At 37.2% G+C, this 16,527-nt stretch carries 15 protein-coding genes; 4 read left to right on the top strand and 11 right to left on the bottom strand.

Going from position 1 to position 16,527, the window contains the following annotated elements:
- Positions 1 to 443 precede the first annotated feature (443 nt).
- Positions 444 to 1,319 carry an alpha/beta fold hydrolase gene (locus AC1DU2_RS13375; RefSeq protein ID WP_477358041.1) on the bottom strand — a complete coding sequence of 292 codons (876 nt, stop codon included), beginning with the start codon at positions 1,317 to 1,319 and terminating at the stop codon, positions 444 to 446.
- A 515-nt stretch (positions 1,320 to 1,834) separates the two neighbouring features.
- Between AC1DU2_RS13375 and AC1DU2_RS13370 the strand changes: the two genes are divergently transcribed.
- Positions 1,835 to 2,929, top strand: coding sequence for an SBBP repeat-containing protein (locus AC1DU2_RS13370; protein WP_477384899.1), 1,095 nt, complete (start codon positions 1,835 to 1,837; stop codon positions 2,927 to 2,929).
- A gap of 792 nt (positions 2,930 to 3,721) precedes the next feature.
- Positions 3,722 to 4,270, top strand: coding sequence for a flavodoxin domain-containing protein (locus AC1DU2_RS13365; protein ID WP_477384898.1), 549 nt, complete (start codon positions 3,722 to 3,724; stop codon positions 4,268 to 4,270).
- Positions 4,271 to 4,670: 400 nt separating this feature from the next.
- On the opposite strand, the gene AC1DU2_RS13360 is transcribed toward AC1DU2_RS13365, so the two are convergent.
- The gene (locus AC1DU2_RS13360; protein ID WP_477384897.1) at positions 4,671 to 4,898 is read right to left on the bottom strand and encodes a hypothetical protein; all 228 of its coding nucleotides are present in this window, start codon (positions 4,896 to 4,898) and stop codon (positions 4,671 to 4,673) included.
- Positions 4,899 to 5,261: 363 nt separating this feature from the next.
- Here AC1DU2_RS13360 and fbp point away from each other — a divergent pair, with 363 nt between their 5' ends.
- Complete coding sequence (gene fbp / locus AC1DU2_RS13355; protein ID WP_477384896.1) at positions 5,262 to 6,290, top strand: class 1 fructose-bisphosphatase; 1,029 nt, start codon at positions 5,262 to 5,264, stop codon at positions 6,288 to 6,290.
- A gap of 213 nt (positions 6,291 to 6,503) precedes the next feature.
- Here the strand turns inward: fbp and AC1DU2_RS13350 are convergent, their stop codons facing one another.
- Together AC1DU2_RS13350 and AC1DU2_RS13345 are read right to left on the bottom strand one after the other, a co-directional pair.
- The gene (locus AC1DU2_RS13350) at positions 6,504 to 7,853 is read right to left on the bottom strand and encodes a sugar transferase (protein WP_477384895.1); all 1,350 of its coding nucleotides are present in this window, start codon (positions 7,851 to 7,853) and stop codon (positions 6,504 to 6,506) included.
- A gap of 435 nt (positions 7,854 to 8,288) precedes the next feature.
- Positions 8,289 to 9,209 carry a glycosyltransferase family 2 protein gene (locus AC1DU2_RS13345; protein WP_477384894.1) on the bottom strand — a complete coding sequence of 307 codons (921 nt, stop codon included), beginning with the start codon at positions 9,207 to 9,209 and terminating at the stop codon, positions 8,289 to 8,291.
- A 175-nt stretch (positions 9,210 to 9,384) separates the two neighbouring features.
- Between AC1DU2_RS13345 and AC1DU2_RS13340 the strand changes: the two genes are divergently transcribed.
- Positions 9,385 to 10,212: a 2OG-Fe(II) oxygenase gene (locus tag AC1DU2_RS13340; protein ID WP_477384893.1), complete on the top strand. Its 828-nt coding sequence runs from the start codon at positions 9,385 to 9,387 to the stop codon at positions 10,210 to 10,212.
- 85 nt (positions 10,213 to 10,297) lie between these two features.
- On the opposite strand, the gene AC1DU2_RS13335 is transcribed toward AC1DU2_RS13340, so the two are convergent.
- From AC1DU2_RS13335 to AC1DU2_RS13305, 7 genes are read right to left on the bottom strand one after another with little or no spacing between them, the layout of a single operon-like run.
- On the bottom strand, positions 10,298 to 11,041 hold the full coding sequence (locus AC1DU2_RS13335; RefSeq protein WP_477384892.1) for a glycosyltransferase family 2 protein: 744 nt from the start codon (positions 11,039 to 11,041) through the stop codon (positions 10,298 to 10,300).
- Positions 11,042 to 11,058: 17 nt separating this feature from the next.
- On the bottom strand, positions 11,059 to 12,252 hold the full coding sequence (locus AC1DU2_RS13330; RefSeq protein WP_477384891.1) for an O-antigen polymerase: 1,194 nt from the start codon (positions 12,250 to 12,252) through the stop codon (positions 11,059 to 11,061).
- Between the two features lie 8 nt (positions 12,253 to 12,260).
- A complete protein-coding gene (locus tag AC1DU2_RS13325) occupies positions 12,261 to 13,094 on the bottom strand; it encodes a glycosyltransferase (protein ID WP_477384890.1) in 834 nt (277 codons plus the stop codon).
- A complete protein-coding gene (locus tag AC1DU2_RS13320; RefSeq protein ID WP_477384889.1) occupies positions 13,084 to 13,773 on the bottom strand; it encodes a glycosyltransferase family 2 protein in 690 nt (229 codons plus the stop codon). Before AC1DU2_RS13320 ends, AC1DU2_RS13325 begins: the two co-directional genes overlap by 11 nt.
- A 27-nt stretch (positions 13,774 to 13,800) precedes the next feature.
- A complete protein-coding gene (locus AC1DU2_RS13315; protein WP_477384888.1) occupies positions 13,801 to 14,979 on the bottom strand; it encodes a glycosyltransferase in 1,179 nt (392 codons plus the stop codon).
- Positions 14,972 to 15,895 (bottom strand): NAD-dependent epimerase/dehydratase family protein, encoded by a 924-nt coding sequence (locus AC1DU2_RS13310; RefSeq protein WP_477384887.1) that lies wholly within the window; start codon positions 15,893 to 15,895, stop codon positions 14,972 to 14,974. The genes AC1DU2_RS13315 and AC1DU2_RS13310 overlap by 8 nt, the downstream gene beginning before the upstream one ends.
- 2 nt (positions 15,896 to 15,897) lie before the next feature.
- Positions 15,898 to 16,524: an acyltransferase gene (locus AC1DU2_RS13305; RefSeq protein ID WP_477384886.1), complete on the bottom strand. Its 627-nt coding sequence runs from the start codon at positions 16,522 to 16,524 to the stop codon at positions 15,898 to 15,900.
- Positions 16,525 to 16,527: the final 3 nt, after the last annotated feature.

Below are 16,527 nucleotides of genomic sequence, written 5' to 3'. Positions count from 1 at the left end.
AATACCTTACTAATGAGCCTTCCAAACTCTAATTTCTATTTGATGCCACAGTTTAAAACAAACGGTAAGGGATTCAATCGAGGCATAGGCCTTCAAGCCTGGCAATGACGATAATGCACCCTTACCGTTGTTAACTTTATCCACAAAAATCAAGGTTATTAACAAAGAAAAAGAAGCAAAAAGAAAGCTTCAACAATAATAATAACCTATACTATTTTGTTAAAGCTAATCTAAAGGCAATGACGGTAGTTTGATACTTACAGTCAATAACTTATTGGCGAGTCATTATAAAGTCCGAAGCAATCTTCCGACTAATGCGTGGAAGGCTATTTGTGTACATCCAATACATAGTGGTAACAACAGCATCGGCCCGCTCATGGCCGCAGGTGGCTATCCGAAGCCTTTCTGCTGACGATTTGGGGACGGCGAAAGCTTTGTTACTTTTACTTTAAAAAGTCGTCCAGGTAAGCTGCTATTGTTTTCGTTTGCATCATCAGGCTCACGTGGCCTTGCGCAGGCACAATGGCTAAATGTGATTTTGGCATCGGCCCCAAATCGGCAGCTACGCCGCCTCCCAATAATTGGTACGTTTTCATCAGCTCCACTTTGTCAAGGCCATCATTGTCGCCCGAGATGAGCAATACCGGCGATGTAATTTTGGCAATATTGGCGTCGCCCACATCAAAGGGCACCCCGGCAAAAGCAATCATTTGTTCAATAAATTTTGTCCATTTTGTTTTGTCGGGTGCTACTGCATCATATGCCGTTTTTATAGGCGTATTGTTAAAAAACTCGGGCTTAAAATTTTTAAACCCACTATTTATAGCGGGCAGCCAGCCACTGGTTTTGTAGGTAGAAGAAATGATTACCAATTTTTTTACCCGTTTAGGGCTTTTTACTGCCAATTGGTAAGCTATAGAACCACCCATACTATAGCCTGCAACATCGGCACTGTCAATTTTTAAAAAATCCATTACCCCTACCACATCACTTGCCAGGGTAGCAATATCTAACTTTCTGTCCGAAAACGGGGTGTGCCCATGTCCCTGCATTTCAAGGGCAATCACCTTTCTTGTTTTTGCCAGTTCGGGTATCAACTGGCTCCAGTTCATCTCGATGGTATAAAACGCGCCATGCAGCAAAACAAGGGGCTTTCCCTCGCCATATACCTCATAATAAACCTTAATGCCATTAACAGGCGCATAACCACTGTTTGCAGGTTTAAGCTGCTGGCCATAACACTGCAATACGGTAAAAAAAAGCAAAGCAATTATGAATGCAGGTTTCATGACATCAGTTCCTTTAAATACTCTTTTCATAAAATGTTATTTAAGTTGTTTCGATTTTATTGACAATACAAATATCGATAGCATTTCGGGACTTTACGCTGGGCAGAAGTGACAATTTGAGGGGTGGATAACGACAAGGTATTGACGATTGATAGGGGAGAGTGTTCGGGTGGTAGGTTGTAGTTGGTTGAGGGAGCAAACGGGTGTTGTAGCAAAACGCACATTTTTAAGATTGAATACAGTGTTGTATACTTAGCATACAGGCCACGAGCCCGGGACGCTTGCGGGGAGACACACCAACAAGCGCGGAATAGAAGGATTTAACAAAATTCCTATTGTTAAGTTATTTGACAACAAGAATTCTGTTAAATGAAAAATAGCTTAGGAGATCCGGCAAAGGACATTAAGGTTAACAATATGCGTTGTTGATTGCCCTAAAAGCATGGTATATACCAGGCAGGTGGGGCACATAGTTATGCAGTATCTATGCGGATGATAGTTTTTCTTCGGCTTTTTTGTTTATTTTCGGCACATAACTTAAACTTATGACAATACGCCCTGCTGCTATATATAAACAAATTTTTTTCGGGTTGATTTTTGCTTTTATTTTCAGCGCATGTAACAAGAGCGCTCTTGATAACGTGCAGCCAACTGATTCTGTCAAAATAATTACCCCTGCAAAAAAGTGGGTGGTTTCTACGGTGGCCGGAGCTGCTACGGCAGGTTTTAACGATGGAGATACCACACAGGTACAATTCAGTAATGCTCAGGGTATTGTTACAGACAACCATGGAAACCTTTTTGTAGGCGACCAGGGAAATGCCAGCATTCGGCAGGTTACCTATTCGGGGCATGTTACTACCTTTACCAGCAAAAGCATTGGGAACCCAAATCCCGATTTTGGAAATATTTATAGCCTGGTAAGGGATAGTAAAGGTAATTTATATACCATAGAATATGGTTTGATACGGAAGATAGCCTCGCCTACGATTAATGCTGTTTTTGCAGGATCCTTGTCGGTAAATTATTTAGATGGCGTTGGCACGCAGGCGGCATTTAATATTATTGGCAACATGGCTATAGATAACCATGACAATATCATTTTACCTGATTACAACAATCACGATAATTTTGTTTYGCGCAAGGTTACACCTAATGGTGTGGTTTCTACCTTTACCTTAAATGATAAAACAGGTTTTTCATCTGATGGATTGCCAAACTACCATTATTTGTATGCAATAGCCGTGGATACATCGGGCAATATATTTGTAACAGGGAATGGCAATTGCCTTATCAAGAAGATAGATAAAGCCGGGAATGTAATTGTTTTTGCAGGAACCGGAGCGATAGGCTTTAAGGATGGTAAGGGAAACGAGGCCCAATTTAACACGATTAGCAGTATGACTTGCGATGCCCTGGGGAACCTGTGGGTTAGCGATAGCGATAATCACGCCATCAGAAAAATAACGCCGGATGGGGTGGTTACAACTATAGCAGGAAGCGGAGAAATGGGCTATAAAGATGGCGACGGCGCCCTGGCACAATTTAAATTTCCGTACGGTATTGCTGTCGACAACACCGGAACCGTATTTGTTATGGACACTGGAAATAACAGGGTAAGGAAATTAGAATATAAATAACGAAATTTTCTGCTCCCGTAATAGGGCGATGCCCATCGCATGCGGGTGCCGCCCTTTTAGGGTTGCAGGAGGCGGGCTTTAAATCACGATGCAATGTCGTCGCGACAAAGTTTGCCGGTTTTGGATAGTTCTGTTATGCATTTGTCACCAGGTAAGTAGCTGGCCCTGAAAGGGTCAACTATATTAACGCAGCGCGTAACGCTGTGCTATCCAAAAGCCCTGAAAGGGTGACATATATCGGCAGTCGCAATGGTGGAGACGGAGGTTTTAGCAATAACGGCGTTGCGTTAAGGACTGAAATAGATACCGGCCCGGTGGTTGGCATGGGCATTGGCCGCGCCTAAGGCCTTGTGCGCGTATGAATGGAAGGCCTGGCCCCGTTTCTACCAACGGGGAAACGCTCATAGAGTATCAAGTAGTTAGTATCAAGTATCAAGATTTTTTTGGGGAAAGTAGGGAGTAGTTGGTATTCGACGAGGGTTTTTTGGGGTTCATTACGATATGACTTCATGACCGAATGACCGCCATGCATAGTTCGCGATTGCCGCGCTGCGCTCGCAATGACGAAAGTTTTGGACAAGATATATTCCCGCAGCTGTCTTGCTACTTGATACTTGCTACTTGATACTTTTTCATGCAGCTGTCTTGCTACTTGATACTCGCTACTTGATACTTTTTCATGCAGCTGTCTTGATACTAAAAGAGACGCCCATCAGCAATTCCCATGACCCTGATCATTTTCCTTAAGGACGCGGCTACCTAAATTGCCGAAATTAAAAACCGGGAAAAATCATGAATGGGATTATTATATACCAGGGTAAATACGGCGCAACGGAGCAGTATGCGCAATGGCTGGCTGGTGAGCTGCACATGCCATTTTTAAAGGCCGACCAAGCTACGCCCACCATACTTGCAGGTTATGATGTGGTGATTATAGGCAGTTCGGTTTATGTTGGTAAACTGACCATTGGAAAATGGCTGAAAAGGAACAGTAGCATACTGGCTAACAAAAAGATATTCTTATTTATTGTGTGCGGCACGTCGGCCGATGATAAGGCAGAGCAGCGGCAGATTCTGCGGACGAACCTGGAACCGCGGGTTATGAAAACGAGGGGGATATTTTTTATGCCCGGGCGGTGTATTGTTGCCAAACTGGCGTGGACAGATCGCCTTGTTTTAAAACTGGGAGCCATGCTGCAAAAAGATCCCCAAAAGAAAGCTGTTATGAACCATGGGTTTGACCATATGGACAAAAAAAACTTACGGAGCCTGATTTCGGCGGTAGGCCTGGAATTTGAAGCGGCGACGGCGGTGCTCCCCAGCGCAACAAGGGGGCACTGAAATGTTGGGGAAACTGAACGACACGCAGATTGAATAACTGCTTAAAAGTCTTTTAAGCCTTCGGCGCCCATACAGCCTTGGGCGCCAGAACCTCCTTAGCAATCGCTAATATGCAGTATATCACTAAGCAGATGGCCAAAATAATAACCCGTTGCACTAAAATTAGCCCCAAACTCCGGCGATGTCACATGCCATTCAGACCGCTTATTGTTTGCGCGTTTGCTGTACATAAAACAGAATAGGGGCAAGCAGGGTGATTAATTTTTTCATTCGCGTTGTTTTAGCCGCCCAGTTTGCCGGCGCATTTAGCCTCAGGCCAGCCACCAAAAATGCCAATAACCGCATCAACAGGCTGGCCCGATGCGGTTTTTAACAAACTATAGATATCATCATAAGAAGGCTAGCGGGTTATAAATGTATTCACCTGTACTTGAATGTTTTGTTGCTGTAGCTGCTTAATAACGGTACCGATGGCTGTTAAAAGCACATCAATTGTAATAATTAATACATGAACATGCCCTGCACCAATAATTTCGTCGGCCAGTTCAATTATTGAATTTTTTCTGATAATAATTTGCCCCGGAAATCTTATCTTTATGTTCCTGAGGGCACCATCTGTTTGCATCATTAGATGTGTAAACGCCGATATGTTTTTTTATCTATCTGTTATCAAATTATTTTACGATCGTATCTAAAGATAACGGAGTGTGGCCTATAAAGCAGACTGAAATATTTGAACTTTAAGTATAGAAGTTATCGATTAACCGGGATTGCCCCGGAGTACAGGAATTTGCATTATAGGACAGTGCATGACAGTTTTGCTTTTGTGGCCAGCTACCTTAGTGAAAAGGTTTTTAGATAGTTATAGTCAATAAACAGCCAATTACATGCGGTTGTATTAAAGTAACTGGGGCCTCCAATTTTATTTTTTTACCTGCGACACTCTTTTATACCTGGGAGTCTCTTTATTTTCAAACTAACAAAAAGCCATATGAAGACAGTAAAAACATTAGGGCAATTTATTATAGAGAAGCAAGCAGATTTTCCTTATGCCAAAGGCGAGCTTTCGAGGCTTTTGCGCGATTTAGGTATCGCGGCAAAAATTGTGAACCGCGAAATTAATAAGGCTGGGTTAATTGACATTATTGGCGAAACAGGCGAAACCAATTCGCACGGCGAGCAGCAGAAAAAAATGGATATCTATGCAAACGAACAATTTATTTCGGCATTGCAGAGTGGCGGCGAATGTTGTATTGTTGTTTCTGAAGAGAATGAGGAGCATATTTATATCGACTCTGAAATATCAAAAAATGCCAAATATATTGTAGCTATTGACCCTTTGGATGGCTCATCTAATATTGACGTAAATGTAAGTGTCGGCACCATATTTTCTATTTATCGCAGAAAATCAAGCGAAGGTAAGGCAACGCTTCAGGATGTTTTGCAGAATGGTACCGAACAGGTGGCAGCTGGATATGTAATATACGGATCGTCTACCATGTTGGTATATACCACCGGTAAAGGTGTAAACGGCTTTACACTTGATCCTTCGATCGGGGAGTTTTGCTTGTCGCACCCTGAGATGAGTATTCCTGCTGAAGGTAATACTTATTCGATAAATGAAGGATACTACACTCATTTGCCCGAAGGTGTAAAAAAATATATTAAATATTGCCAGGTAGAAGATGACATTACCAATAGGCCGTATACATCAAGATACACCGGATCGATGATTGCAGATATCCACCGGAATTTAATAAAGGGGGGCATTTTTATTTACCCAACCACAGCCCAATATAAAAACGGAAAACTGCGCCTGGTTTACGAATGTAATCCGATGGCGTTTATTGTGGAGCAGGCCGGCGGACTGGCAACTAACGGATACGACAGGATTTTGGATATTGAAGTAGAGCAACTCCATCAGCGTTCGGCTATATTTATAGGATCGAAGTTAATGGTAAAAAAGGCGCAGGAGTTTATGAATTCTTTTTCGCCTAAAAGTGCTGTTGCTTTAGTTTAGCGTAAACTGCTTGTCAGGGAGCCGTATCAATGGTCTATATCATAATGAAATCGTCTGCTTAAGCACACCATCAGAATAAACTATTTTATCATGATCAAAAGAGCCAATTAAACATACTATTTAATTGGCTCTTTTGTTTACGACCTCCTTACTGGCCAAAGGCGTGTTGGGGGAGTACCTAAGTACTTGTTATAAAACATAAGCGATTCGAAACTATTTTCCTTTCAATTGCACCATTACCTGGACTGTTTTTAAAATGATATTTAAGTCGTTGTTCAACGAAACGTTTTTCAAATAAACTAAATCGTATCTAACCCTGTCACGCATTTGGTCCAGATTTTCCGCATATCCATAATTTACCTGCCCCATGGATGTAAGACCGGGCTTTAAGCTGAAAAGCTTTTTATAATTAGGAGATTTTTCTATAAGTTGTTCTATAAAAAACTGCCGTTCCGGTCTCGGCCCAACAATAGACATATCCCCTTTTATAACATTCCAAAATTGCGGTAATTCGTCAAGCCTTGATTTTCTGATAATGCTTCCCCACTGGGTAATTCGCGGATCGCCATCACTTGATAATTGTGGCCCTAAGGCCTCGGAGTTTACAAACATACTCCTGAATTTATAAATGTAAAACGGTTTGAGGTCTCTTCCCATCCTTTCCTGGCGATAAAAAACCGGACCTTTTGAAGTCAATTTAGTTATGATCATCAACAGTATAAATACCGGGAAACCAATTATCATAACCAAAGCGGAAAATATGATATCAAAACTGCGTTTAAAAACTACAATTTTTAAAGCAAGCTCTGGTTTCGACGTAAGCTGAATAACGGGAAGATTGTCGTAGTTTATAACGTTCGCAAAATTATTAGTAAGGAACAGGTCGGAAACAAACTTTATTTTAACTCTCTTTTCGTCACCTTTATCTACCAGTTTTTGTAACAAAGACGGCTGGATGCTCTTATAACAGACAAATATCTCATCGGCCTGTTTTTCAAAAAAAATATCAAGTAATTTTTCTTCAGGAATATCCTGAGTGGTTTCTTCCTGGATAAAATCTATAAAATGGTAACCATACTCGGGGTGGTTATAGAATGTTCTTTTTAATCTATCTGCAATGTTTTTGTCGCCAATCAAAAGGATGTGCCTTCTGTTGTATCCTTTTTTTCTGATATAATCAAGAATAAAAAAGATAGCGGCTCTTTGTAACAATATCAACGAAAGAAACAGGCTATAGGTAAAAAGCATTTCCCAGCGGCTTACCTCAAAAAACTTAAAAAAGTACACAACGCCAAGCACTGCTAACGAATGGTAAATAAGGGAGGATAAAATTCGGTTAACACTATTGCTAAATACTAACGGCCGGTGAATAACATAATTTTTAGTCAGCGAGGCGATGGAAATCCATGCCATATTAACCAGAAGTAAAAAAACAGAGGAGCTTATCTCGTTGGAGAAATAGTTAAATACCAATAAATGAGCACATTGTATACAGATATTTAATAATATTAGATCACTGATAAAGGTGATTACAGGGACGAGTTTTGAGTATCTTATATTCATAAGGTTAAGGATGCACAAATGTAATATTTTTTCATTTAAAAAGCATTAATTATGCCAAAATGATAACAATTACTACTATTACGAATGATAAACCTTAAACGCTACAATAAAGTTTTAATTATTTTTTATTAAAAAGGCGCTATTTTTATTTTTTTCTACTGATTATATAGTTTAAAATTTCTGTTTTGAACCTGTCAGTTGAAAATCTGGCGGCATGGGTGGTAATTTCGTTGTAATTAAATTGCAATTTATTAATAGCAAACAAGTCACCAGCTGATTGAGTTTAATTTTTCGTAGATAGATATTCGTTTTTTTATTTTCGACAACGCTTGCAGTGTTGTTATCGTCTTGTAGACGAATCGACGTACATATTCGATTACTTTCAATTGTAGGGGCTGCAGCTTACCTATAGATCACTCTACAAACCGGGGGGAATTACTTCCAATAATGTTTGTGCATCGATAGTCTTTTTAATAACGAACGGGGAATTTGCCTGTAAAATTTTCCAGATAAATATCCTAACCACTTTGCGCCGAGTGACGCGATCGACTTGAAAACTACCTTCGGGTCGTTTTTTAACACATATTTCAACTCTGATCTCATGAACTTTATTCCCTCTCCTGTTGGTTTACCGTATTTTTCTATCAACCACCTGTTTTGTTCATGAAAAACACGTGTATCAAAATAACGTTTAAATTCCTCAATAACCGTATAGCTGTGGGAATGATAAACAGTTGCATTTGCAACGTACGCCTTTTTGTAACCAGCCTGTAACATTTTAGCAGCCACGATCGCATCTTCTCCCATAATAGAATCTGGCGGAAAGCCCCCTACTTTTGCGAGGGCATTATAGCGGTAAGCTGCGAAAGAATTTGAACAAAAAGTTATTTTGAAACCCAATTGATCAGCATCAGAAAGGGAATTTATTACCGACTGATCAGCATAATTAAATAACCGGGCATGCGTCTCTAAAGGCCTGGCATTTTTATGAGGTAATTGCCTGCCATAAGCCATGCCGATATCGGGGTCATTAAACGCAGCCACTAAATTTTCTACAGAGTTGGTTGAAGCTAATATGGCATCTTGGGTCAGAAAAACACATATATCAACACCATTTGATAAATCAACCGCTTGTTGCCGGGTTTTGCCGTGGTTAAATTCGGACTTTTTTATCTCAACTATTTCAAAGCCGTGTTGCCTGGCCAAAGGAACGGTATCGTCAGTCGAACCTGAATCAATAATAATCTTAATTGTAATTTCAAATGTTTGACTCTTTATACTATCAAGTGTATTTAGCCATTGTTTACCAGCATTGAGTGTAGGGATTAATAACGCTACTTTAAAATTGAGTTTCATAGTTTGCCAAATATACTTGTTCTTTGCAGAAGAATTCAGATATGAAAAACTGTTTATTTACGTTTCTTTTAATAAATTTGACTGAACATAAACCTTATTTTATAGAGCATATAACTAAGTTATTTCCAAACTAGCATTCTCAGAGCATTATATATAAGATAAATAATATTAAAATATGAATAGAAAAACAATTGCGGATTTAATTCTATCAAAAATACAGGCGGAACTTCCAACCATCCAAGAACAGTTTGACAATTCTAAAAACAAGATTGGTTATTTTTTTATAGATAACTTATTACCAGAGGATTTGGCAAGATATATTTACGAAAGATTTCCAAAACCCGAACAAACCACGCTAAAAAGGAGCCTTAAAGAATATAAGTACATTGCCGCTCAAATGGATAAATACGATCCTATTTTAGAGGAAATTATTTACGCATTTCAAGATGAAAGAATTGTAACGTTAATTGGCGAAATTTGTCAAATTGAGAATCCATTGCCCGATAGTAATCTATATGCCGGCGGTATATCTATGATGGGCCATGAAAATTATTTGAATCCTCACTTAGATAATTCACATGATAAGGACCGAAATTTATGGCGGGTGCTAAATTTATTATATTATGTGACACCAGACTGGGATGAAAAAAACGGGGGGAATTTGGAGATTTGGCCTGATGGGCTTAAAAGTGATCAGATAACTATCCATAGCAAATTTAATCGTTTAGCTGTTATGGCAACCCACCAGGGCTCATGGCATTCTGTTAGTCCGGTACAAATTGACAGGATTAGATGTTGTGTATCAAATTATTACTTTTGTAAAGATCCATTACTGACATCTGACGAATTTCACGTAACCTCATTCAGAGGTCGGCCAGAACAAAAAGCAGTAGATTTAATATTGAGGGCTGATAATACCCTGAGAATGGGTGTAATGAAGGTATTTAAAAAAGGGATTGTTGAAAACCCTCATGTATACAAAAAGAATAAAGATCAAGAATAGTTACCAAAAGCCAATTAACGAAACCAGCGTTGGAGTTTGTGAAAATAAATCGAGATTTGTAATTAATAAAAAGGTCGTATCATTATTATGATACGGCCTTTTTTCTTTTTGCAATTGCTTGCCGGATAAATAACCGGGGTAAATAATAAAACACTATTAATCTTTTATTTACCTTTTGCCAAAAATTAATTTTAAGTTTTATGTCAAAAGTGTTTGAGGCATTATGATCATGCCTGCGGTGTAGTCCCAAAATACTTTGCAAAAAGTATGGCTTAAAAAACAGATCAGCCACTACGCCTATCCACAAGTCGTGATTTGGGATGTTATCAGGAAATGGTAAAGCAACATCTAGGATTTCCCTTTTAAACGCCATACAATTCCCCATGTAAGTGTTAGTTTTTAAATTTTTTATAAATCCGGCACCTGACTTTATATAGCTAAAATACGAAGGGCAAATTACATTCAAATCGCTATCCACTACCTTACAATCACAATTAACTACATCATATTGTTGCAGATAAGTGGTCATTATCTCTATTTTATTATCCAACCATATATCGTCTTGATCTGCTAAAAAAATAAGCCGCCTGTTAGCATTACGTATAGCGTTTTCAAAATTCCCAACTGGTCCTTTTTTATTTTTATTAAAGAAAATTTTTATCCGTCTATCGTTAAATTCATTTAGGATCTCCAAAGTTCTATCTGTGGAACCATCATCACTAACTATTAATTCATCGTCATCAGAAAGTTGCTTAATTATACTAACCACTTGCTGATGAATATATTTTTCACCGTTGTATGTTGCCATACAAACACTAACATTATCCATTTTATGATTATAATTATTTAACTTTTGAACTTGAGAGATAATAAAATGGGGTATACCAATTGAAAGCTTAACCCGCTAAAAAAGAACATATTATCAAATATACAAAACAGGAAAAAAGTACACAAAATTGCTATGCTTGTAGTGAAATATGGATTGTTTGATTTTATTATCAGCATATATATAAACGTAATTGTCATTAAAAACAAAAAAGTAAGAATCATTCCCCACCAACCAAAATAACTGTAAGAAGTGGCATAAACAGTACAAACCGTTAACCATGGTGCAATACGAACGTTTTCAGGTTTTTCAACATTAAAAATTGCGGAAATCCTTTTTGATATAAAATCAAAGTTTAATTCCCCATTTAAGTATTGTAAAAAATTAGAGATGCTATAATTGACTTTTTGATGATCAACATTTGTTTGTAAATTGGCCAGCGGAGATGCAATATAAAGGTATGACCAAAAGTATTCCTTAGGTATCGGCGACATAACAAAGCCAGGCTTTGCCTCTCCCATATCCATCATTACTTCGTTTAAATCGACTGAATTATCCTTGCCCATTTGGTTCTTTGTTCTTATGTTTCCTAAAAAGCCAAAGCCCATTAAAATTGCTATTACAATCAAAAAGAGTTTTAAGTAAATCTTAATCCGGTTTTTCTTATAAGAGAATAGATAAATAAAAAATATGCTGGATAAGTTGATAAGTATAGCCCCTCTATTAAATACAAGCAGCGGAAAAATCAATAAATAAAAGCATAAAAATAAAAACTTCCGCTTTCTCTCAACCAAATAACATTTAAATAAATAAACGGTGAGAAAACTTGTGAAAGTCGCCAATATTACATAAAAAGTGGGTATACCAAAATCGACATAATTAACATCTTCAATGTTACTTGATATTGCGAACAAAGGAACCCTGCCAGAATACGCAAAGTTTAATATATAGCCAACGGTGATTAAAAATACAAGTTGATTAATTTTGAGCTTATTAGGGGAGTTGTTAAATCTTAAAAAACCTTTTTTATGTATGTAAGTACCTAGCACCGCGCTTATAATAAAAGTAAAAGCTAAAAAGCCAAGCAATTCAAGTGATAGGCTTGGGTACAAGTAAGACCAGTTAAATTGATATACAGTTAAGGCTATCAAAAAGCCAAAAATGTATACAAAAAATGGATTTACGTCAATTACACTTTGCTCTTGTTTGTTCATAAAAAGCGCTATTTAAAGACTTGAACTAAAAAGGATAGACTTTTATGCCTTATAGATAACTTTAAAGCCCTCATTGTTGCGTTAAACCTTAAAAGATATTTTTCAGTTGTTGATGAAAAAATACCTCTTGATCCTTCCAGATAATAACCAAACCTAATGTAGTCACTGTTAAACGAATTTACATTTGTGGTTGACAAATCATGACGAACTTTTAAATCCAAAACAATAAAATTTTCAGAAACTTTATTGGTGAATCTTTTTATAAAATCATGATCGCTAAAATCAAGCCGGAGTTTCTCATTATATCCGCAATTTTGTTTAAAAGAATTAATATTAATACACATCCCGCAATTTATTATTGATAGATTGTGAAAGGTGTTGGGACCGGGATTTATATAGCTTAAAGAAGAACCACGCATAAATTTAAATTTACATGGTGATATAATTACGCTTTCGCTTATAAACATTACAGGGGCAAATATTTTATAACTTGGGTACTTGGCAATTGCCTTAATATAAATATCTATTGTATTTTCAGGGAAGGTAGTATCCTGATCAAATATAATAATCCATTCTCTTCCTTTTTTACCTGCAATTTGGGCGCCGGTATTATATGCTTTACTTACCCCATTATTATCCTGGTCTGGTAAGTAGGTTATATTCCATTCAGGATATTCAAGACCAATTTTTAAATTATACTCGGGGCTGTTATCGTATATTAATACATCTAACTTGTTACCGGTTGAATTTAAAGATTTGGTTAATGACAAAAAAGTTTTTGAATCGGACAGCTTAGTTTTATACAAAACTATTATCGCAAAGATGTTTTCGTTAAACTTCATGTCTCAACAAATAATATAACTGTGCGAGTTTACAATAAAACCACCCATAATTTTTACTTACTACTTTTAAGGATTCCTCTTTATTAAAACGGGTACTAACCCCTCCCTCCATAGCGTAAGCTTTAAAATCATTGTCAATTATAAATTTAACACCAGCTTTGTAAAGCCGCTGGTTAAAATCAAAGTCGGCATAGATTTTGAAACGAAGATCAAAGGGAGGCAACGGATGAACTGCTTTTTTTATTAGCAGTGCCTGATGATGTAAGGTATTGCCCAATTTAAGCCTGGTATCTATTTTAGGAACGTATAAATATTTGTTACCTATTTTAACTTGTCCGGCTATTAAGTTTGCCTTGTCAAATGAATCAAGAGCAGGTAAGCTCAGTATCTCGTCACCACTACCTAAAAATAAAATGTAGCTATTTTCATTTGCCTGTTCCCATCCTTTGTTCATTGCATCATATAATCCTTTATCAGGTTCGCTTATGAAATAGGTTATTTGCGCTTCATAATTCTTAATTACTTGTAAAGTCCCGTCTGTTGAACCTCCATCAATGATAAAGAATTGGACGTTATCTGATTTTTTTTTGATTACAGATCTAATTGTCGCCTCGATAGAATTCACGGCATTATAGGTAACCGTTATTATAGTTATCAGGGGGGCTTTCTTAGGGTGCATAAGTAAATTTCAATTAAGGTAAATACCTTAACTATTTTCTGTTAAATCTTTTATTATCTTATAATAATTTGCCGAAAAGGCCTTTGTTCTGGCTATCAGATTTTCCTGAAGATCGCTTTTATCTTTTTCTGTTTCCTCTTCTATTAATTGATCATTCCAAACCTGATCCAAAATATTAGCAAGCTCATTTTCATCATTGGGAGAAAAATAAAAAGCTTTAGCTGGATTTTGCTCTTTGTGAACAGGGATATCAGACAATATAACCTTTTTGCCTATACTTTTTGCTTCCTCAACAGTTGAGCTCCATCCTTCAAAAAATGATGGATTAATGAGGGCTATACATTTCCTCATTAATACTAATACTTCGCTATAAGGAATAAGCCCCAATAACATTATATTTTTTTCGAGGTTGTTTTGTTCAATGTATTTTTCTATATCGCGAAGATTTTTGTTATTCCCTCTAAAATCATTCATTACGCCGGTAGTTACCACCAATGGATTCATTCCTCTTTTTACAAGCAAATTGATGGCTTTTAAAACTATCATATGATTTTTATGCGACCAAAACTGGTTGGGCAAATAAAAATATCTTTCGCTCAAACTATATTTTGTTTTGATGTGCGTATACAGGTTTTCAACTTCATTCACTTCACCTGGCTGCGACACAAATTGTAACACTCTTGCTTTAGCAATTTGCGAAGGGGCAAATTTTTTAAAATCGTTTAAAGCATCATAACTACTTAAAATTACCACATCGCTGTATTTAGCTATATTGGTGTTAATCTTAGTCATTAAATCAAGTTGCTTTTTTGGCCATAAATTAGGGAAATGCACGCACTGAAAATCGGGAATCCAGTTAACTATCTTTAAAGATTTATAATTACCCCAAAAAAAAGAATGAGAAACAACATTTATTTTATACTTTTTAAAAAGCATAAATAATGGAAGCTGGAAATTAAATGCCTTGTTGAAAACTTTATTTAAAAACCATGCTAAAGATCGATCTTTAAATATATCGGTAAATATCAGCTTGGCATATGGCGAAAAAACATCGATATATTCTTGTTCAATATTTGATGGCAATACAACGTAATACTCAATGTCTGGATATTTGGTAATGGAATTTGTGTAAAGCAAATTCTTTATGTAGTTTATTCCCCCTTTATATTCTTTTGGAAAATTTATTAAAAATGCAACTCTAATCATTCTGCAACTCCTTAAAATAATTTACGTAATGTAAAATGCCTTCTTCTATTTTTACTTGGGGTAACCAACCCAAATGCTCGGCCTTTGAAGTGTCTGCGTGATAAAACCTCGGGTCGCCGGTTTTTACTTCCTGGTTAAATTTAATATTAATTGGCTTATGGTAAGCTTTTACTAACATCGCTATGGTTTGGGCAACAGTGGTTCTAACTCCAGAACCACCGTTTACAATGCTTATTTTCTCTTTTTCATTGGCCGCTATAGCTAATATCAAAGCCGAGGCATCCGTAACATATAACCAATCCCGGGTTTCCTGGCCGGTACCAAAAAACATAACTTCATCTACCGCATTTTTTATTTTCATGCAGGCATCCCATAGCAATTGCTTTTGCAGGCCTGCCCCATAAATTGAAAAATAACGAATTACTGAAACTTTCAATCCAAAATTCTTACTGTAAGAAAAACACAATTCTTCGGCTGCTTTTTTGTGAAAGCCGTACGGCGAAACCGGGTCGGACGGGTCATCTTCTTTAATTTTTTTATCGCCAACATCTCCCTGAACAGCGGGACTGGAGGGATAAATAAAATGACACGGATTGCCTTGCAGGCGTATATATTCAAGCAAAGCTAACGTACTTTGAACACTTTTTTGAAAATCCTCAAACGGGTTTTGATAGGAAAAGGCTACCGATCCGCTACCTCCGCAATGTACTATCACATCAAAGCGTTTGTTGATATTCATCAATGCTTCAAAAGTAATAGTAGATTCAAACCAATCATCAATACCCCATTTGCTATATTCGTATTTATGCCATTTGCCGTGTCCTATACCACTCACGTGGTAGTCTGCATCTTTAAATGCTTTTGCTGTATATCTCCCTAAAAAACCATACGCACCGGTTATCAGAACTTTTTTCATTTTTAAACTTTTCGTAATTCTGGTGGAATTTCTTTAATAATTTTAGCTGGGTTTCCGCCAACAATTGTCCAGTCGGCTACATCCTTTGTAACTACACTTCCGGCACCCACAATAGCGCCTACACCAATGGTAACACCTTTTAAAATTGTGCAATTCATACCTATCCAGGCGTTTGAACAAATTTTTATGGGTACGGTATTAACAACAGCCCAATTCTTATTTTCGATAAAATTACGGCCGGCCCTGTAATCCTGCAACTGCATCGTTATATCATTTTCACGTTCGCGGTAATCAATTGAATGGGAATCGTGATCATAAAAATATGATCCCCAGGCTACAAACACATTATCGCCAAACTCGATCTTTGATTTGCAGATAATATTACTTGCGCCAATAAAGCATCTGTCGCCAACGCTAACTTCACCTGTTTCTGATTCAAATGTAACGTTGCAATCTAAAATTGAATCATTACCTACTTTCAGATAAATTTTATTTTCAATTGGTTTACCTATAGTTAACCTAAAGTTTTCAAAGAAATGAGAATTACCTGCCACTAAATAAACTTGTGCTTTTTTTAGTCGTCCTAAAAAAAACAGACTTTTTATCTTCCTGATTATAAATCCCACCATACA

The organism is Mucilaginibacter sp. P4_C11 (assembly GCF_056402115.1).
The sequence above is the reverse complement of the archived record's forward strand: the minus strand, read 5'-3'. Positions and strand labels throughout refer to the sequence as shown.